Here is a 17,645-nt window from a genome sequence, read left to right as displayed (position 1 = left end):
GTGCCCGGCGAGGGAAAGGGCGGACATGGCTGCGGAGAGCACGCGAAGAGCCCGATGGCGGCCACGGTCCGGCCCGGCCGAGCGACAGCTCGCCGCGGCCGGGCTGTGCGCGCTCGTCTGCCTGGTGGCCGGCGGCCTGTGGGCCGGGTACGTGGTGAGCCACCTCGGCACCCCCGGGGTCTCGGTGCCCGCCCACGATCTGGCGGTCCTCGGCTACGGCCTCGCCGCCGTGGCCGGCGGGGTGCTGCTGCACGCCCACCGGCCGGGGAACCAACTCGGCTGGGTCCTGCTGGTGTACGGAATGGCGTCGATCATCCCGGTCGCCGCCGAGGCCCCGGTCTGGGTCGAGGGGGGCGACCCGCACGTGGTCGGGGCGGTGGTGGTCCTGTCCTCGCTGTGCGACACCGTCAACGGCACCCTGTGGCACGCGCTGCCGCTGTGGCTGCCGTACGGGACCCTCCCGAGCAGCCGGTGGTGGTGGGCGATCGGCGCCCTCGCCCTGTGGCGGCTGCCCCCGGCCGGCTACTACGTCGCCGAGCCCACCGTGTTCGGCCAACCCAACCCGTTCGCGGGCAGCGGCCTGGCGACCTGGCTGCAGGCCTTCAACGACCGGATGATCGACACCCAGGTCGCCGTGTACGTCGCGCTGACCGTCCTGGTCGTGCTCGTCCCGCTCGCCCGCATCCGCGGCGTGTCCCGGCGCCGCCGGCAGAACGTCCTGATCGCCCTCGGGACGTACCTGCTGTGGGGCGGAGCCGAACTCGCCTACTACTTCGACCAGGGCACGCTCTCGTACATCGCGTTCGCCGTCACCTCGGCGCTGTGGACCCTCACCCTGGCCGCCGTCGTGGTCCGGGACGGCTCCTGGCGCCTGGACCGGGCCGCCCGGCGGGTGCTGGTCGGCCTGCTGGTGGCCGCCGGGCTGGCCGTGGTCTTCGTGCTGGTGGCCTGTCTGCTCTCCACCATGCTGATGCCCGGCCGCGGCCCCGGGGCGCTGGTGGTGGTCGCCGCGGTCTTCCTGCTCGCGGTCGGCCTGCCCCGGGGCGTGCGCTGGGCCTCCGGCGTCGTCGACCGCTGGTACTACGGCTCGCGCGCGCAGCCGTACCAGGTGCTGCGCAGCCTCGCCGGGAGGGTCAGCCAGACCGTCGACCCGCAGGAGGTGCCGGCCGTGCTGTGCCGTACGGTCAGCGAGGAACTGCGGCTGCCCGGCGTGGAGTTGACCGTTTCCACGCGGAGCGGCGAACGGCCGCTGGCCGCCGTCGGGGAACTCTCCGGCAGCGGCGAGGGCTTCCCGCTGGTGCACCGCGGGGACCGCATCGGACGGCTCACCGTCGCCCCGCGCGAGGGCCAGCGGGTCCTCGACGGCAGCGACCGCGACATCCTGCGCTCGCTCGCCGACCAGGCCGCCCCCGCCGTCGCCTCGCTCCAGCTGATGGCGGACCTGCGGGCCAGCCGCGAGCGGATCGTCGCGGCCCGCGAGGAGGAGCGCCGCCAGCTGCGCCGGGACATCCACGACGGCCTCGGCCCGATGCTGGCCGGGTTGCGGCTGCGCCTCCAGGCGGCCGCGGCGGTCGACGACCCGGCGCTCTTCTCCTCCGTGCTGGACCGCGTCGCGGACGACCTCGCCTCGGCGGTCCGGGAGGTCCGGCGGATCACCGACCGCCTGGGCCCCACCGCGCTGGGCGACTACGGCCTCTCCCTGGCACTGAGCCGGCTCGCCGAGACCTTCAGCGGCCCGGACCTCGCCGTCGCCACCCGCCTGGAGCCCGACCCGCTGCCCGCGCTGCCCGCTGCCGTCGAGGTCGCGGTCTACCGGATCACCGCGGAGGCGCTCAACAACGTGCTGCGCCATGCCCGGGCGACCAGCGCCACGGTGTTCGTCCGGGTGGACGCCGGGCGGCTGGAACTCGACATCGAGGACGACGGGCAGGGACCGGGCCACGGTCTCCCGGAGCACCCGGGGGTCGGGCTCCGGTCGATGTCCGAGCGGGCCGCGGAGATCGGCGGCAGCTGCACCGTGGACGCCCTGCGGCACGGCACCCGGGTGCACGCGGTGCTCCCGCGCCGGCCCGCGAGCGGATGAGGACGGGGCCGTGCGCGCGCGAGGTTGGCCCTCCCGCGCACCGAAGGGCCCCCGGCGCCGACTTGGGTTCTAGGGATCGTTGCAACACCCCAGTTCAAGGGGTGCAATGTTCGAGATCCGGGATGACCGGAATGCGGCGGGAACGGGTTCGTTCACTAACATCGACAGTAGCCCCCGGTGATGTCCGGACAGTGGGAAATCCCGGGGGGCGAAACGCCTCACCAGCGACGCGCCCGGCCCGGGATCTCCCGGAGGTCCGCGGGCGGACGCGTGGAGCGACGAAGCGACGAAAGGCGACTGAAGAAGGTGCGCAACCATGACCGCTGACACGGCTGCCGGGCACGGACCGGTGACGGGCGCCCCGCTGCGGCGGCGGGGTGAGGCGCTGGAGAGCGCCATCTACGAGGCGGTCCTCCAACAGCTCACCACCGACGGCTACGCCCGGCTGACCATGGAGGGGGTGGCCGCCGCCGCGCAGACCGGCAAGGCCGCGCTCTACCGCCGCTGGTCCTCCAAGGAGGAACTGGTCATGGACGCGCTGCGGGCCAGCCTGCCGGCGTCCGGACCGGCCCCCGACACCGGCAGCCTGCGCGAGGACCTGCTGGAGGTGGTCACCAGGCTGCGCGCCGCCATGGTCAGCGAGCTGGGCGCCGCCGTGCGGGCCATCATGAGCGAACTCGACCACCAGCGGGCGCACGCCTTCGTGGAGATCGTGCTGGAGCGGGTGGTGGAGCCGACGACGGCGCTGATCGCCGAGGTGCTGGACCGCGGCGCCGCGCGCGGCGAGGTCCGCCCCGGGGCCGTCACCCCGCTGGTCACCGACCTGGTGCCGGCGCTGATGCTGTACCGGATCAAGATGTGCGGCGGGGACCCGGTCCAGCTTGATCCGGCGGAGATCGTGGACGAGTTGCTGCTGCCGATCGTCCGCCCCTGACAGGTGCGGTTGCGAACCCCGCGGGGTTCCGGAGGGAATTCCCGCGGGGCTCGGCGGCGGCGCTTCCGCGTTCCGCGCTCGGGTCGCGGCTCAGGCCCCGCTGTGGCGGAGCATGTCCTCACGCTCGACGACCTTGACCCGCTCGCGCTGCTCGGCCTCGCCGAGCGCGCGCTCGTGGGCGTCCAGCAGCTGCCAGCCCGCCCAGGTGGTGAAGCGGACGCCCCGCGCGCGCAGGTGCTCCTCGACGGCCGCCGGGTCCGGCTCGACGGCGCCGGGCAGGCGGTCCGCGGCGTGGTCGTCCAGCAGGCAGGCGACGGTCTCGTTGGCGTCGCCCTTGGTGTGGCCGATCAGGCCGACCGGGCCGCGCTTGATCCAGCCGGTGACGTACGTGGCGGTGCGGTGCGAGCCGTCGCCGTCCAGGACCCGCCCGGCCCGGTGCGGGACGGTGCCCGAGACCGGGTCGAAGGGCAGCTTGGGCAGCTCGTCGGAGTAGTAGCCGACCGCGCGGTAGACCGACTGCACGTCCCAGTCGGTGAAGCCGCCGGTGCCGCGCACGTTGCCGGTGCCGTCCAGCTCGGTGCGCTCGGTGCGCAGACCGACGACCCGGCCGTCCTCGCCGAGCACCTCCACCGGGGACTCGAAGAAGTGCAGGTACACCCGGTGCGGGCGGTCGCCGACGTCGCGGATCGCCCAGTTCTCCAGCGTCGAGGCGACCAGGTCGACGTGCTTGACCGCGCGGCGCTCGGCGATCGAGCCCTCGTCGTACTCGATGTCCTCGGGGGCGACGATCACCTCGATGGTGGGGGAGTGGTCCAGCTCGCGCAGCTCCATCGGGCTGAACTTGGCCTGGGCCGGGCCGCGGCGGCCGAAGACGTGCACCTCGACGGCCCGGTTGCGCTTGAGGCCCTCGTGGACGTTCGGCGGGATCTCGGTGGGCAGCAGTTCGTCGGCGGTCTTGGCGAGGATCCGGGCGACGTCCAGGGCGACGTTGCCGACGCCCAGGACGGCGACCTTCTCGGCCTCCAGCGGCCAGGTCCGGGGCACGTCAGGGTGGCCGTCGTACCAGGAGACGAAGTCGGCCGCGCCGTAGGAGCCGTCGAGGTGGATGCCGGGTATGTCCAGGGCGCGGTCGGCCATCGCGCCGGTGGAGAACACCACGGCGTCGTAGAAGCGGTGCAGGTCGTCCAGGCCGAGGTCGTTCGGGTAGTCGACGTTGCCGAACAGCCGGACCTGGGGCTTGTCGAGCACCTGGTGCAGGGCCGTGACGATGCCCTTGATGCGCGGGTGGTCGGGCGCGACCCCGTAGCGGATCAGGCCGAACGGGGCGGGCATCCGCTCGAACAGGTCGATCGAGACACCGGGCTCCTGGGCGGCGTCGGACTTCAGCAGGGCGTCCGCGGCGTAGATGCCGGCGGGGCCGGCTCCGACGATCGCGACTCGGATCGGGCGGGGCATGACGAGTGGTCCTCCGGTCGGGCGCGGCGCAAAGGTGGTCTGAACCTTTGTAGCAAACCCTACGGATGACCTGGGAACTAGGAGGTGGTGATCTATGGGGGCCATAGGCCCGGCCTATGCCTCCGGATCGGCGGCCCGGGCCGCCGAGGCCTCGAAGAAGCGCAGCAGTTCCACCGGGAACGGCAGCACCAGCGTCGAGTTCTTCTCCGCCGCGACCTCGACCACGGTCTGGAGCAGCCGCAGCTGCATCGCCGCCGGGGTCTCGCTCATCCTGACCGCCGCCTCGGCGAGCTTCGTGGCGGCCTGGAACTCGCCGTCGGCGGTGATGATCCGGGCCCGCCGCTCGCGGTCCGCCTCGGCTTGGCGGGCCATCGAGCGCTTCATCGAGTCCGGCAGGCTGACGTCCTTGATCTCCACCCGGTCGATCTGCACGCCCCAGCCGGTGGCCGGGCTCTCCAGCATCACCTCCAGGCCCTGGTGGAGGTTCTCCCGGCCGGAGAGCAGGTCGTCCAGCTCGCTCTTGCCGATGATGGAGCGCAGCGAGGTCTGGGCGACCTGGAGCATGGCGAAGGAGTAGTTCTGGACGTCCACGGTGGCCCTGACCGGGTCCACCACCCGGAAGTACAGCACCGCGTCGACGCTCACCGAGACGTTGTCCTTGGTGATGCCCTCCTGCGCGGGCACCGGCATGGTGACGACCTGGACGTTGACCTTGCGCATCCGGTCCACGACCGGCAGCAGCAGGCTCAGCCCCGGCTCGCGGACCCGCCCGTTGACCCGGCCGAGCCGGAACACCACACCGCGCTCGTACTGCTGCACCACCCGTACACCGGTCACCAGCCAGAGCAGGAGCAGCACGGCGACGATCACGACAGCTGCCACGATTCCGACCCCCTGTCACGGCGCAACCAGGCCGGGGACCGGAGTGGCCCCGTCGCCCGCTGCGAGCCGCGCAGGCCAGTATGCGCTCGGGCGCCGGCCGTGGACAGGGGCGTGCGCGGGCATTGTGACGGGGCAACGGCCCGACCGTTCCCGCGAGTTGGGTGAGCCCTGCCGACCGGCGGTCCGGGCCGGTGGCGTCACCGGGTGACCACGGCGCTCGACTCCTCGGCGAGGGCGGGGCGGCGTCCCGGGGCCGCCGGTCGTACCGACACGCACGGGGCCGGTCCTTGCTCGACTTGCCGCAGGCCGGGCGCTTGGATGGGTCCGGCCTGGTCAACGCCCGGGCGCGGCCGGACGGCCCCCGGCAAGCCGAGGAGTCACCACTGTGAACGACACCCCCGACCCCGCCGTCGTGGCCCGTCGGATCGCCGAACGGCGCGAGCAACTGGACCTCAGCGAGGAGGCCCTGGCCAAGCGGGCCGCGATGGCGCCCCGCTACCTGAGGTGCCTGCTGGACGCCGGGCCCGGCTTCGACCCGGGCGGCTTCGTGCGGATCGCCGCCGCCCTCGACAGCACCCCCGAGGAGCTGCGGTCCGGCCTCGCCGAGGCCCCGCCCGGCCAGGGTAGCCCCGGTCCGCGCCCCCGGCTGCTCGACCTCACCGAGCCGGAGTGCTGGAAGCTGGTCGGCGGCCACGGCATCGGCCGGATCGCCCTGCCGGTCGAGCCGGGGCCGGTGGTGCTGCCGGTCAACTACGTGGTGGACCAGGGCTCCTTCGCCTACCGCACCGGCGAGCACGGCGCCGCCACCCCGGAGGAGGGGGCCGCGGTCTCCTTCCAGGTCGACCACATCGACGAGTACCTCGGACGCGGCTGGAGCGTGCTCGCCCTCGGCCCGGCCCACTACGTGGAGGACCCCGCCGAGCTGGAACGGCTGGCCGGCCTGCCCGGCGCGGCCCCCTGGGCGGGCGGGGACCGGCCGCGCTGGGTGCGGATCCGCCCGGAGGAGATCACCGGCCGCAAGCTGGTCTCCGGGTGAGGGCCGGCGGTGCGGTGCGGCGCGGGCGCACGGCTCGTGGACGGGCACGGCGACGACTGGTAAGCAGGCCGGAGGCGGCCGAGCCGTGCGGGCCGAACCGGGCCGGGCGGGTCTCCGTCCGGGACGTATCCACTCCACCAGGAAGGCAGGGGCGATGCGCGGAATTCTGATCGTCGGCGCCGGGCAGGCCGGACTCCAACTGGCCCTGGGGCTGCAGGCCCACGGCTACGACGTGACGGTGCTGACCGACCGCGGCCCGGAGGAGGTGCGCGGCGGGCGGGTGATGTCCAGCCAGTGCATGTTCGACTCCGCGCTGCGCACCGAGCGGGCCCTCGGCCTGGACCTGTGGGCCGACCGGGCGCCGCGGATCGAGGGCCTCGGGGTGTCGGTCGCCGGGTCGGAGTCGGAGCGGACGATCGACTGGGTCGGGCGGCTGGACGGCAGTGCGCAGTCCGTCGACCAGCGGCTGAAGATGTCCACCTGGCTGGAGCTGTTCGCCGAGCGCGGCGGCCGGGTGGAACTGCGCCAGGTGACCCCGGCCGACCTGCAGAACCTGGTCGGCTCGTACGCCCTGGTGCTGGTCGCCTCCGGAAAGGGCGCGCTGGCCTCGCTGTTCGAGCGCGACCACGAGCGCTCCCCGTACGAGCGGCCGCAGCGCGCGCTGTCGGCCGTCTACGTGCACGGGCTCGCGCCGCGCCCCGAGCACGACTACCCGGCGGTGCGCTGCAACCTGGTGCCGGGCGTCGGCGAGCTCTTCATGGTGCCGTCGCTGACCGAGGCCGGGCCCTGCGACATCCTGTCCTGGGAGGCTCTGCCCGGGGGCCCGGCGGACGCCTTCGACGGGATCCGTGATCCGGCCGAACACCTGCGGGTGACACTGGAGTTGATGAAGACCTTCACGCCCTGGGAGTACGACCGCACCCGCTCCGGCGTCGAAGTCACCGACGCCGGAGGGACGCTGGCCGGACGCCTCACCCCGGCCGTGCGCCGTCCGATCGGTGAACTGCCGGGCGGTGGATCCGTGTTGGGGGTCGCGGATGTGGTCGTGCTCAACGACCCGATCGCCGGCCAGGGCTCCAACAACGCCGCGAAGTGCGCGGCCGGCTACCTGGAGGCGATCCTCGCCCACGGCGAGAAGCCCTTCGACCGGGCCTTCCAGCAGGCGGCCTTCGACGGGTTCTGGCGGATCGCCGCCCCCTCCACGGTCTGGAGCAACGAACTGCTCGCCCCGCCGCCCCCGCACGTCCTGCGGCTCATCGACGCCGGGGTCTCGCGGCCCGCCGTGGCCCACCGGTTCGCCAACGCCTTCAGCGACCCGGCGGACCTGGAGGAGTGGTACTTCGACCCGGCGAAGGCGGCCGCCTACCTGGAGTCGGTCGCCGTGGACGGCGCGGCGCACGACTGAAGGTCAAGCTCTTCCCAAGTCCCGTACAAGAGCCCATCGTTCGTGGTGGGTTCTTCTCGCCCCCGGAGGAGGGGGACGTCCGGCCCGGAGCACGGGCCGGACGGGTGACGCGGACAACAGGGGGAAGAGCAGTGGCGGTCGACGGGGGCACCATGGCCCAGGCTGTGATCGACACGGCGTACAACGAACGCAAACGGCTGCACACCGGCCGCAGCCGGACCGTCGCCGTGGTCGTGTTCGGCCTGCTGATCGCACTCGGGTTCTTCCTGGCCCTGGTGGTCGGCACGTCGGACCCGAACACCCCGCCGACCTGCGACGGCAAGACCATGACCCGGCACAGCGAGTGCCGGATCTGGTCCAGCCGCGGCGGCGGGGGCACCTACTCCTACGACGAGATGATCGACCGCCGGGAGTCCTCGAACGGGATGTGGCGGGTGGTCGGCTTCGGTGGTGCGGGCCTGGCCGCCGTCCTGATGGTGGTCTCGATCGCCAAGCTCAACCCCAACCGCCCGTGGGGCAAGCCGGTCGGCGCCGCCTGTCCGCGCTGCCGTGAACCCAACCTGCGGGAGAAGTACACCATGCACAGCGTCACCCGGGGCCGCACCACCCACCGCTACAGCGGCATCGTCACCCTCTGCACCCCGGCCTGCGGCTTCTCCGCGATCCGCCCGCGCTGACCGGTGGGGTGGAAGCCGGGGCCGAATAGGTCCACCCGCTGCCACCGGCTACGCTCGGTTCCCGTCGAACACACGATGGGGTGGACCGAATGGGCAGGTGGGAGCGGGCGCTGGACGCGGCCGGGGTACGGGAGGCCGGGCTGCGGGCCGACTACGGCCGGCAGCGGCAGCAGATGGCCCGGTACCGACGGGAGGCCGCGCTCGCCACCGAGCTGCTGCTGCCCACCCGGATGGTCCCGCACGTGATCGCCGCCGCCGCCTTCATGCACCGCACCGACACCCTGCTCGACAGCGGCCCGCTCGCCGAACGCCGGGCGGCGTCCGCCCACTGGCAGCAGCAGGTCACCGACAGCCTCGCCGCCGGCCGCACCGACGACCCCGAGCTGCGCCCGCTGCTGCACAGCGTCGACGCCCACCCCGTCCTGCGGGACCGGGTGCTGGACTTCCTCGCCGCGACCGGCGCCGACCTGGACTTCACCGGCTTCGCCACCGAGGAGGACTACCAGGCCTACGTCGACGGGTACTCGCTGCCCGGCTTCATGGTGGTCGCCGGCCTGATCGGCCCGGACGGCGACCAGCGCGACTACCGCGCCGCCTGCCGCACCTTCATCGACGGCAGCCAGCGGCTCGACTTCGTCAACGACCTCGCCGAGGACCTCGCGGACGGCCGGCTGAACATCCCCGAGCGGACCCTCGAGGAGCACGGCGTCACCCGCGCCGACCTGGAGCGGGCCCGCGACCTGCCCGCCGTCCGGGCCCTGCTCGCGGACCTGCTCGACCGGGCCGACCGCACCCTCGCCGAGGGCAGGGCCGTCGTCGACCGGGTGCCGCCCGCCCACCGGCCGATGGTCGGCTGCATCGTCGGCGTGGAGCAGCTCACCAGCGCCGCAGCCCGCGCCGACCTCGGCGCCCTGCTGCGCCGCTCGGCGAGCCCGGCCAAGCCCGCCGCGCTGCGCCTGCTGGCCCGCGAGTTCCTCCGGGCCCGCCGCCTGCGGGGCTGACCACGTCGGGCGGGTTCTGTGGTGCGCCGGTGACGGCGGGCGGAGGCGGCGTCCACAAACGGAACCTCCCTTTGTCGTAGTCGATCCGGCGGGTCTGTCAGCGCTCTGTCCCGGGTCCGGGCGCCTGGCTAGCATGAGCCCCGCTCAGCGCGCTGGACCCACCAACCCCAATCATTGGGAGGACCCCATGAGTGCCCTGATGACCGACATCCGCGACGCGGGCCCGCTGGAGATCGACGAGGACGCCATCCTCTTCGAGGACGAGTTCGACGCCGACCTCACCCCGGTCGCCTGCCTCGCCGACCCGTGGGTGACCTACGTCCCGACCCGCTTCCCCTGTGAGTTCAACTCCTGATCCAGCCGGATCACAGCGGCCGGCGGACCACGACGGACCGGGGAAGGACGGAACCATGAGCACACCGCCGCCCGACCCCGGCTCCGCCGAGGCCCGCCGGTCGGACCCACCGGGCGAGGAACTGCGGTGCAGGGCCGAGGAGTTGGCGGCCCAGGCGCCCGGGCCGCACCGCCCGCTGCACACCGACGGCCACTGGTGGTACCTCCGGGACCCCCGGATGCCGGAACTCGCCCACGGCTGGAAGCTGCACCTGTCCGCCCGCCCCGAGGGCTTCGCCGCCCTGCTGGACACGGCGCTCCCGATCCTGCTCGGCCGGGTCTGCGACGTGAAGTTCGCGGTGAGCACGGCGGCGCTGTGGGAGCTCAACAGCGGCCGGCACGGCGCCGCCGCCGTGGGCAAGGCCGTCACGGTCTACCCCCGACCGGAGGAAGTCCGCTCCCTGGGACTGGAGTTGGCGCGGGCGCTGGCCGGCCGGGAGGGCCCCGCCGTGGTCAGCGACCGCCCCGTCCGGCCGGACGCCCCGGTGCACTACCGCTACGGGCCGTTCCGGGTCACCGACGACGAGGCGCGGGCCGGCATGGCCGGCCCGGACGGCACGCTCTTCCCCGGCCTGGCCGAGGCCCGCTACCGCCGGCCGCCCTGGGCGGGCGACCCCTTCGAGGCGCCCGACGCCCCCGCCCGGCCGGCGACCACCCGGGTCGGCGCCGGCCGCTACCGGATCACCGCCGGCATCACCCGCGCCGCGAGCGGCCACGTCTACCGCGCGGTCGAACTCGCCACCGGGCGCGAGGTGGTGGTCAAACAGGCCCGGGCCTTCGTCGCCGAGGACGGCTCCGGCACCGACGCCCGCGGCCGGCTGCGGCACGAGCAGCGGGTGCTCGACGCGCTCACCGGGGTGCCCGGCGTGCCCGCCCTGGTCGACTACTTCCGGCACGGCACCGACGAGTACCTGGTCAGCGCCGCCTGTGGGCGGATCGACCTGCGCCGCAAGGTGCTCACCTCGGGCCCGTACGGTGCCGACACCGGTGCCGCCGGCGGGCGGGACTGGTGGACGCTCGGGCGCGGACTGCTGCGGGTGCTGGACGCGGTGCACGCGCGCGGCGTGGTGGTCTGCGACCTCAAGCCCGCGAACGTGGTCCTCGACCGGGCCGGCCGGCCCACGCTGGTCGACTTCGGGGTGAGCGCCCTGGCCGGCGACCGCCCGCCGGGCGCCACCGCCGGCTACGGCCTGCCGGGTGCCACCGGCGAGGACCCCACCGAGGACCACTACGCGCTGGGCGCCACCCTGCACCACGCCCTCACCGGCCTCGACCCGGTGGTGATCGACCCGGACCCGGCGACCAACCGCGACCGCACCCTCGCCTGCCTGCGCGCCGCCCTCCCCGAGCCGGGGCACCCGGCGGCGGAACTGATCGCGGGCCTGCTCAGCTTCGACCCGGCGCACCGCACCGCCGCGGCGGCGCGGCTGCGGGAAGGGCCCGCGCCGGTCCGGCGCGACGCCCCCGGCGGACGAGGCAGCGGACGGGCCGGCGGCCGGGCGGCCGAGGCGCTCGACCACACCGTCACCACCTGTGTCCGGATGGCCCGCGAGCTGGTCGCCGCCGGCCCCGGCACGGAACAGCCCCGCACCCTGCTCTCGCTGTACGACGGCGCGGCCGGCCTCGGCCTCGAACTGCTCCGGCACCCGGACCGCCCGGACGCCCGGGCCGCCGCCGCCGAACTGGCCCGCTGGACGGCCGCCCACCCGGCCCTCGACCACCTGGACGGCTCGCTCCACCAGGGCCGTACCGGCGTCGACCTGTTCCTCGCCGAGGCGGCCGCCGCGCTCGGCACCGAGCCCCCGGCACACCGCCGGTACGAGGGAACGGGCGTGGACCAGATCGCCGGCACCGCCGGGATCGGCACCGGACACCTGCTGCTCGCCGCCCTCGGCCCGGCGGCCGCGGCACACCGCGCGGCCGCCGCCCACTGCGCCGCCCAACTGGTCGGCCGGCCGCTGGACGACCTCGGGGAGGAGCCCAACCCCGGCACCGCGGCCCTCGCCGAGGGCTTCGCGCACGGCCGCGCCGGCGTCGCCCACTTCCTGCTGGCGATGCCCGACGAGGCGTCCCGCCGCGCCGGCCGGGAGATCGTGGACGGACTCGCCGCCGACCTCCCCGGCATCCTGGCCGCCGCCCGCGCGCCCGGGGCCACCCGCCGCTACCTCTCCTGGTGCCGGGGGCTCGCCGGGCTCGGCACCCTGCTGGTCCAGGCCGGCCGCCAGTACGGCGACGACACCCTGCTCGCCCTGGCCGCCGACGCCGCCGACACCTGCCGGACGCTCGCCCCGAGGACCGCCCAGGTCTTCCGCTGCTGCGGACTCGCCGGCGTCGGGGACCTCTGCGTGGACCTCGCGGTGGCCACCGGCGAGGCCCGGCACTGGGCGGCCGCCGAGGACGTGGCGGCGCTGATCCTCACCCGGGCCGGCGGCCCGCCCACCCGGCCGCTGCTGCCCGGCCGCCGCCCCGACACGGAAGCCCGCGCCTGGGCCGTCGGCACCCCCGGCGTCACCACCTTCCTGCGCCGCCTCACCCGCCGCGGCGGCCCGGTGCCGGGGCAGCTGCCGCTGCCCTGAGCGATCCCGGGCGGGGCCGAGGTTCCGCCCGGGCGAGCCGACCCGGTACCCGCTCCTGCCGGGCCGGGGCTGTCCCGGCGATCATGAAGTGAGTACCCTCGCCCCCGTGACCGATCACGGCATCGCCCTCCCCGCGTTCCGTCTCCACGTCGTCCCCGCCGTCGTGGCGCTCGCCAGCCCGACCTGGCAGCGCGAGGTGTGGCTCGACCGGGACCGGTTCGAGGACCTCGGCTACACCGTGCATGTGCTCTTCGACGACTTCTGCGACGCGGACGACCCGCAGCGGTCGCTCGGGTACAGCCTGCGCACCGAGGAGGAGGTCGAGCTGATGGCCCGGCTGGGCGCCGCCTACGGAACGGTTCAGGCCGCGGTCGGCGCCGGGGCCCCCGACGAGGCCTACCTGGACTCGCCCGACTGGCCCGCCGTCGTCGCCGCGGCGGCCAGGCTGGCCCAGGTGATGGTGGCCAACGACCTCGACGCCCTGCAGCACCTCCACGAGGCCGGCCACCGCTGGCCGCCGGGCACCGGGATCGCCCCGCACGAGGCCGAGGACCGGGACGCCGCTTCCCGGAGCGGGCGTGGACCGGGGTCCTGCGACCGGTAGTGGCGGAACGCCGCCTCGACGAGGCTCGCGGGGGTGCCGTTCATGTGGGCTCCGGGGTTCGGCCTCAGTCCGCCAGGCCCAGCGGGTCCGGGGCGGTGGCCAGCAGTTCGGGGCCGTTGTTGCGGACGCTGTTGACGGTGGTGGGGACGGCGCGCACGCGCAGGTCGCCGTCGGCGGGGCGGCGCAGCAGGTGGTGGAGTTCGGTGCGGTCGGTGTGGGCGGGGGAGAGCCAGGTGGCGAGGTCGTCGGGGGCGATGGTGAGGGGCATCCGGTCGTGGACGCGGCCGGCGGAGTCGCTGGCGTCGGTGGTGATGACGGTGGCGGTGGCCAGCCAGGCGAGCGGGTCGTCCTCGGGGCGGGTGTTGTCGCGCCAGAACTCGTAGAGGCCGGCCATCAGCATCACGCCACCGGTGCTGAGGAAGTACGGCTGCTTGTACTTCTTCGTCCCGGCGCCCGCGGGGACCTCGCGCCATTCGAAGTAGCCGTCGGCGGGGATCACGCAGCGGCGGGCGGTGAACGCCTTGCGGAAGGCGGGTTTGGTGTCGACGGTCTCCGAGCGGGCGTTGATCATGCGGGCGCCGCCGGACGGGTCCTTGGACCAGGACGGGACCAGGCCCCAGCGCAGCGGGCGCAGTTGGCGCAGTATCTCGCCGGTCTCCCGGTCGACGCGCTCCAGGACGGCTGGGACCGGGTCGGTCGGGGCGACGTTCCAGCTCGGGGCGAAGGTCTCGGCCGGGTCCCACCGGAGTTCCCCGAGCAGTGAGACCAGGTCCTGGGGCGTGGTGGTGGAGACGAAGCGACCGCACATGCCCCCAGCCTCCCACACCGCACGGGCCACAGGCGTCCAACTCGGCCTCCGCGCACCCGGGGTGTGCCCGGAGGCGTGCCGCGGCACCTCGGGCCCGCGGGGTCCGGGGCGGCACCGGTCAGCCGGTGACCGCCGCGACGACCTCCGCGTAGGCGTCGAACAGCCGGGGCGACCCCGGTCGCGGGTCGGCGAGCAGCAGGGCCCAGCAGCGGGCGACCAGAGCCCGGGCCTCGGCGCCGGGCCAGGGCTGGGGCAGCAGTTCCGGGGGCAGTAGCGGGTCGGGCTCGCTCGCCTCGGTGAAGGCGGCGGCCAACTCGACGGCCATGGTGAGCAGTTCGGTCTCCGATAGGCCGCCCGCGGTGAGCCGGGCGAGTTGCCCGGCGGCGAAGGCGGTCAGGCGCCGGTGGCCCTCGGCCAGCTCGTCCAGCGGCCACCAGCGGCGGGCGAGTTCGCGGGGTTCGCCGGTGTCGCCGGTGTGCGGGTCGCGGGTGCTCAGCAGGGTGAGGTTGGCGAGGACGCCCAGGGCGCCGGCCGCCTCCCGGACCTCCGGCTCCCAGGGGTGCGGCGAGACGTAGAGCCCGTTCTGCACGGGCGCGCCGCCGAGCCGCAGCAGGGTCTCGCGCAGTCCGTCGCGGGCGGTGCGGTCGCGTTCGGGGACGGCGAATCCGGCGAGGTGCCAGACGCCGTCCCAGGGGGCCTCGCCGCGGTCCTGGGCGTACATCAGGGCGAGGTGCCCGACGTCCGGCTCGATCTCGCGCCGGGTCGCGGCGGTGGCGCGCAGCAGCGCCCGGCGGCCCCGGCCCTCCTGGACGAAGCGGCCGTCGGCGGTGAGGCGCTTGATGGTCAGCCGCACCTGCTGGTCGCTCATGCCGAGTCGGCCGGCCACGGCGTAGAGGTCGCCGCAGTCGACCGTGCCGTCGGCGCGGACCATCGCGTCCACCAGTACCCGGGTCGGGATCTCCTGCATGACGATCATCCTAGTGCGTTCGTATCTGCTACGGTCGTTTTAGAAACGATCGATTGACGGGTGAACGATATGAAGCTGCTCGGCACGTGCTTCCCGACCCCGCTCGACCACCCGAAGGGCTGACCCGCGATGAGACTGCTCGCCCTCGGCGGCGCCGGCGCGATGGGCCGGGCCGCCGCCCGGGTCGCCGCCGCACTGCCCGGCGTCCACGAACTGGTGGTCGCCGACCGCGACCTCGACGCCGCCCGCCGCGCCGCCGCCGCACTCTCCGCCGACGCACCGGTGCCCGTCCGCGCCGCCCGGGTTGACGTCACCGAACAACGGGCACTGCACGCCGCCCTCGCGGAGGCCGACGCCGTGCTCAACACCGTCGGCCCGTACTACCGCTACGGCCTCGACGTGCTGCGCGCCGCGATCCGCACCGGCACCCACTACCTGGACATCTGCGACGACTGGGAACCCACCCTCGCCATGCTGGACCTGGACGACCGGGCCCGCGCCGCCGGAGTGCGCGCGCTGCTCGGGATGGGGGCCAGCCCCGGCGTCAGCAACCTGCTAGCCGCCCGCGCCGCCGCCCGCCTCGACACCCTGACCGACGTGTACACCGCCTGGCCGGTCGACGTCGGCCCGGAGCCGGACGCCTCGCTGCGCGACCCCGACGGAACGGTCTCGGCCGCCGCCGTGCACTGGATGCAGCAGATCAGCGGCACCGTCGCCACGGTGGAGGGCGGCCGGCTGGTCCGACGGCCCCCGCTGCGCCCGGTCACCCTCGACCTGCCCGGCGGCCACCACGGCACCGCCTACACCGTCGGCCACCCGGACCCGTCACCCTGCACCGCAGCCTGCGGCCCGACGGCGACGCGGCCAACCTCATGGTGGTCAGGGCCGGTACCGCCGCCTACCTGGACGTGCTGCGCGCCGACCTCGACGCCGGACGGCTGACCAACGAGACCGCCGCCGACCTCGACCACCCCACCGCGCGCCGCACCCTGCGCGCCGCCGCCCGCGCCCCGCGCCTGCGCGGCCCGGGCACCCTCCCGCCGTTCTTCGCCGCCGCCACCGGAACGCGCGACGGCCGCCCGGCCGTCGCCCTCGCTCACCTGCGCGGAGCGGAAGCGCTGCTGGCGGACATGGCGCGGGCCACCGGCGTTCCGGCGGCGCTCGGGCTGGCGCAGCTGCTGGACGGGACGGTGCGGTCGGCCGGGGTGCATCCGCCGGAGGCGGTGGTCGACGGGGAGCGGTTCTTCGCCGACCTGGCGCGGGAGTGCCCGGGCGTGGAGGTGGTGGAGGAGCTGTAGCACGGGGAATCAGGGCGTGTCGCCCTCCGTCCACGGGCGCAGCTTCTCCGGGTTGCGGACCGCCCAGATGCGGGTGATCCGGCCGTCCGCCAGCTCGAACGCGGCCACGGTCGCGGTGAGCCCGCCGTGCCGGGCGACCAGCCCGGGGCGGCCGTTGACGGTCCGTTCCAGGAGTGTGAGCCCGGGCGCCCGGTCGGCGAGGTGGATCAGGTACTGGGCGATCCGCTCGCCGCCCCGCACCGGTTGGAGCGCGGCGCCGGCCAGGCCGCCGCCGTCGGCGGTCATCGTGGCGTCGGGGGCGAGCAGGGCGATCAGGGCCGCGATGTCCCGGGCCTCCCAGGCCTCCTTGAAGTGCCGCACCAGACCGGCCTGCGCGCCCGTCGGCGTCACCGGGGCCTGCGCGGCCCTGATCCGGCGGCGGGCGGAGGCGGCCAGCTGCCGGCAGGCCGCCGGGGTCCGGCCGACGATCTCGGCGACCTCGGGGAAGGGGTAGCGGAAGACGTCGTGCAGGACGAACGCCACCCGCTCGGCCGGGGTCATCGCCTCCAGCACCACCAGGAAGGCCATGCTCACCGACTCGTCCAGGGTGACCCAGTCCGCCGGATCGGCCGGTCCGCCGCCGCCGGCCCATTCCGTACGGTCGGGCAGCGGCTCGGGTATCCACTCGCCCACGTAGCGCTCCCGCCGCACCCGCGCCGACCCGAGCAGGTCCAGGCAGACCCGGGTGGCCACCGTGGTCAGCCAGGCGCCCGGCGAGACGATGGCCTCCTGCTGCCGCCGGGACAGCGCGTACCAGCGGGCGTACGTCTCCTGCACCGCGTCCTCGGCCTCGGCCAGCGAACCCAGCAGCCGGTAGGCGAGGTTGATCAGCTGCCGCCGCTCGCCGACGATCACGCTCAGGTCCGGTTCGGTGCTCATGGTCGGGGCCGCTCCCTGGTTCGTCTCGTCCGTCCGGGTCCGAGTCCGAGCCGGGAGCGTGAGCCCGGACGGGAACCCCGCCTCACACTTCGCCGGCCTGCGTCGTCGGATGACCGGGACAGTACCGATCAACCGCCGCGAGGCAGAAGAGGGGGAACGCATCATGGCCGTCCACACCACGGCAGGTGCTCCGGTGGAGACGACGTCAGGGACGGCGGTGGAACAGCGCACCCGGACCTTCCTGCGGGTCTCCGTCGCGCTCCAGACCGCGACCGTCCTCCTCCAGGCGGTCTCGGCCGGCCTGCTGCTCTCCACCTCCTACGGCGAGACGGTGCACGGCGTCGGCGCCCGGGTGATGTACGGCGCCTCGATGCTGTACGTGCTCGCCGCCGTGCTGGCCTGGCGGCCGGGCGGCGGCTCGCCCCGCCCGATCCTGTACGCCACCGGCTTCCTCGTGCTGGCCTCGGCGCAGGTCGTCCTCGGCATCGCGCACGTGCCGTCGCTCCACGTCCCGCTGGGCGTGGTGATCTTCGGCCTGAGCGTGGCGGTGCTGGTCCGGATGCCGGCCGCCCGCGCCGTGCGGCGGACGGCCGGCACCCGGGAGTGAC

At 74.8% G+C, this 17,645-nt stretch carries 17 protein-coding genes; 12 read left to right on the top strand and 5 right to left on the bottom strand.

The genetic code is table 11. The features are described from left to right. Positions 1 to 25: 25 nt before the first annotated feature. A complete protein-coding gene (locus tag ACGF13_RS20885; protein WP_392877154.1) occupies positions 26 to 2,083 on the top strand; it encodes a histidine kinase in 2,058 nt (685 codons plus the stop codon). 316 nt (positions 2,084 to 2,399) lie between these two features. Then, entirely contained in the window at positions 2,400 to 3,017 is a 618-nt protein-coding gene (locus ACGF13_RS20880; protein WP_392877152.1) for a TetR-like C-terminal domain-containing protein, read from the top strand. A 90-nt stretch (positions 3,018 to 3,107) separates the two neighbouring features. Here the strand turns inward: ACGF13_RS20880 and ACGF13_RS20875 are convergent, their stop codons facing one another. Then, a complete protein-coding gene (locus tag ACGF13_RS20875; protein WP_392877151.1) occupies positions 3,108 to 4,472 on the bottom strand; it encodes an FAD-dependent oxidoreductase in 1,365 nt (454 codons plus the stop codon). 114 nt (positions 4,473 to 4,586) lie between these two features. Then, positions 4,587 to 5,354 (bottom strand): slipin family protein, encoded by a 768-nt coding sequence (locus ACGF13_RS20870; RefSeq protein ID WP_392877150.1) that lies wholly within the window; start codon positions 5,352 to 5,354, stop codon positions 4,587 to 4,589. Between the two features lie 385 nt (positions 5,355 to 5,739). Here ACGF13_RS20870 and ACGF13_RS20865 point away from each other — a divergent pair, with 385 nt between their 5' ends. The 7 genes from ACGF13_RS20865 (at position 5,740) to ACGF13_RS20835 (ending at position 13,046) form a co-directional block, all read left to right on the top strand. Continuing rightward, positions 5,740 to 6,390 carry a pyridoxamine 5'-phosphate oxidase family protein gene (locus ACGF13_RS20865; protein ID WP_392877148.1) on the top strand — a complete coding sequence of 217 codons (651 nt, stop codon included), beginning with the start codon at positions 5,740 to 5,742 and terminating at the stop codon, positions 6,388 to 6,390. A 154-nt stretch (positions 6,391 to 6,544) separates the two neighbouring features. Continuing rightward, positions 6,545 to 7,795 carry a styrene monooxygenase/indole monooxygenase family protein gene (locus ACGF13_RS20860; RefSeq protein WP_392877146.1) on the top strand — a complete coding sequence of 417 codons (1,251 nt, stop codon included), beginning with the start codon at positions 6,545 to 6,547 and terminating at the stop codon, positions 7,793 to 7,795. Between the two features lie 131 nt (positions 7,796 to 7,926). Continuing rightward, on the top strand, positions 7,927 to 8,472 hold the full coding sequence (locus ACGF13_RS20855; protein ID WP_392877144.1) for a hypothetical protein: 546 nt from the start codon (positions 7,927 to 7,929) through the stop codon (positions 8,470 to 8,472). Positions 8,473 to 8,561: 89 nt separating this feature from the next. After that, on the top strand, positions 8,562 to 9,473 hold the full coding sequence (locus ACGF13_RS20850; RefSeq protein WP_392877142.1) for a phytoene/squalene synthase family protein: 912 nt from the start codon (positions 8,562 to 8,564) through the stop codon (positions 9,471 to 9,473). Positions 9,474 to 9,660: 187 nt separating this feature from the next. Beyond that, on the top strand, positions 9,661 to 9,828 hold the full coding sequence (locus ACGF13_RS20845; protein WP_392877140.1) for an SflA family class IV lanthipeptide: 168 nt from the start codon (positions 9,661 to 9,663) through the stop codon (positions 9,826 to 9,828). Between the two features lie 55 nt (positions 9,829 to 9,883). Then, entirely contained in the window at positions 9,884 to 12,442 is a 2,559-nt protein-coding gene (lanL, locus tag ACGF13_RS20840; RefSeq protein WP_392877138.1) for a class IV lanthionine synthetase LanL, read from the top strand. A 106-nt stretch (positions 12,443 to 12,548) separates the two neighbouring features. Next, positions 12,549 to 13,046 carry a hypothetical protein gene (locus ACGF13_RS20835; protein ID WP_392877136.1) on the top strand — a complete coding sequence of 166 codons (498 nt, stop codon included), beginning with the start codon at positions 12,549 to 12,551 and terminating at the stop codon, positions 13,044 to 13,046. A 64-nt stretch (positions 13,047 to 13,110) separates the two neighbouring features. Here the strand turns inward: ACGF13_RS20835 and ACGF13_RS20830 are convergent, their stop codons facing one another. Next, a complete protein-coding gene (locus ACGF13_RS20830; protein ID WP_392877134.1) occupies positions 13,111 to 13,854 on the bottom strand; it encodes an SOS response-associated peptidase in 744 nt (247 codons plus the stop codon). 118 nt (positions 13,855 to 13,972) lie between these two features. Further along, entirely contained in the window at positions 13,973 to 14,821 is an 849-nt protein-coding gene (locus ACGF13_RS20825; RefSeq protein ID WP_392877132.1) for a PaaX family transcriptional regulator C-terminal domain-containing protein, read from the bottom strand. Between the two features lie 129 nt (positions 14,822 to 14,950). On the opposite strand from ACGF13_RS20825, the gene ACGF13_RS20820 reads away from it, so the two are divergent. Beyond that, the gene (locus ACGF13_RS20820; RefSeq protein ID WP_392877130.1) at positions 14,951 to 15,763 is read left to right on the top strand and encodes a saccharopine dehydrogenase family protein; all 813 of its coding nucleotides are present in this window, start codon (positions 14,951 to 14,953) and stop codon (positions 15,761 to 15,763) included. Continuing rightward, positions 15,694 to 16,119, top strand: coding sequence for a hypothetical protein (locus ACGF13_RS20815; RefSeq protein WP_392877128.1), 426 nt, complete (start codon positions 15,694 to 15,696; stop codon positions 16,117 to 16,119). The genes ACGF13_RS20820 and ACGF13_RS20815 overlap by 70 nt, the downstream gene beginning before the upstream one ends. A gap of 9 nt (positions 16,120 to 16,128) precedes the next feature. On the opposite strand, the gene sigJ is transcribed toward ACGF13_RS20815, so the two are convergent. Continuing rightward, the gene (gene sigJ / locus ACGF13_RS20810; RefSeq protein ID WP_392877126.1) at positions 16,129 to 17,037 is read right to left on the bottom strand and encodes an RNA polymerase sigma factor SigJ; all 909 of its coding nucleotides are present in this window, start codon (positions 17,035 to 17,037) and stop codon (positions 16,129 to 16,131) included. Between the two features lie 163 nt (positions 17,038 to 17,200). Here sigJ and ACGF13_RS20805 point away from each other — a divergent pair, with 163 nt between their 5' ends. Next, entirely contained in the window at positions 17,201 to 17,644 is a 444-nt protein-coding gene (locus ACGF13_RS20805) for a hypothetical protein (protein ID WP_392877124.1), read from the top strand. The last annotated feature ends 1 nt before the right edge of the window (position 17,645 follow it).

It is taken from the genome of Kitasatospora sp. NPDC048286, assembly GCF_043201735.1.
GTDB lineage: Bacteria > Actinomycetota > Actinomycetes > Streptomycetales > Streptomycetaceae > Kitasatospora.
This window is presented reverse-complemented; position numbering and strand designations above follow the sequence as displayed.

Coding starts and splice junctions, on each gene's coding strand:
- ACGF13_RS20885 (WP_392877154.1), top strand. CDS start 26: ATGGCTGCGGAGAGCACGCGAAGAGCCCGATGGCGGCCACGGTCCGGC.
- ACGF13_RS20880 (WP_392877152.1), top strand. CDS start 2,400: ATGACCGCTGACACGGCTGCCGGGCACGGACCGGTGACGGGCGCCCCG.
- ACGF13_RS20875 (WP_392877151.1), bottom strand. CDS start 4,472: ATGCCCCGCCCGATCCGAGTCGCGATCGTCGGAGCCGGCCCCGCCGGC.
- ACGF13_RS20860 (WP_392877146.1), top strand. CDS start 6,545: ATGCGCGGAATTCTGATCGTCGGCGCCGGGCAGGCCGGACTCCAACTG.
- ACGF13_RS20850 (WP_392877142.1), top strand. CDS start 8,562: ATGGGCAGGTGGGAGCGGGCGCTGGACGCGGCCGGGGTACGGGAGGCC.
- ACGF13_RS20845 (WP_392877140.1), top strand. CDS start 9,661: ATGAGTGCCCTGATGACCGACATCCGCGACGCGGGCCCGCTGGAGATC.
- lanL (WP_392877138.1), top strand. CDS start 9,884: ATGAGCACACCGCCGCCCGACCCCGGCTCCGCCGAGGCCCGCCGGTCG.
- ACGF13_RS20830 (WP_392877134.1), bottom strand. CDS start 13,854: ATGTGCGGTCGCTTCGTCTCCACCACCACGCCCCAGGACCTGGTCTCA.
- ACGF13_RS20825 (WP_392877132.1), bottom strand. CDS start 14,821: ATGCAGGAGATCCCGACCCGGGTACTGGTGGACGCGATGGTCCGCGCC.
- ACGF13_RS20820 (WP_392877130.1), top strand. CDS start 14,951: ATGAGACTGCTCGCCCTCGGCGGCGCCGGCGCGATGGGCCGGGCCGCC.
- ACGF13_RS20815 (WP_392877128.1), top strand. CDS start 15,694: ATGGTGGTCAGGGCCGGTACCGCCGCCTACCTGGACGTGCTGCGCGCC.
- sigJ (WP_392877126.1), bottom strand. CDS start 17,037: ATGAGCACCGAACCGGACCTGAGCGTGATCGTCGGCGAGCGGCGGCAG.
- ACGF13_RS20805 (WP_392877124.1), top strand. CDS start 17,201: ATGGCCGTCCACACCACGGCAGGTGCTCCGGTGGAGACGACGTCAGGG.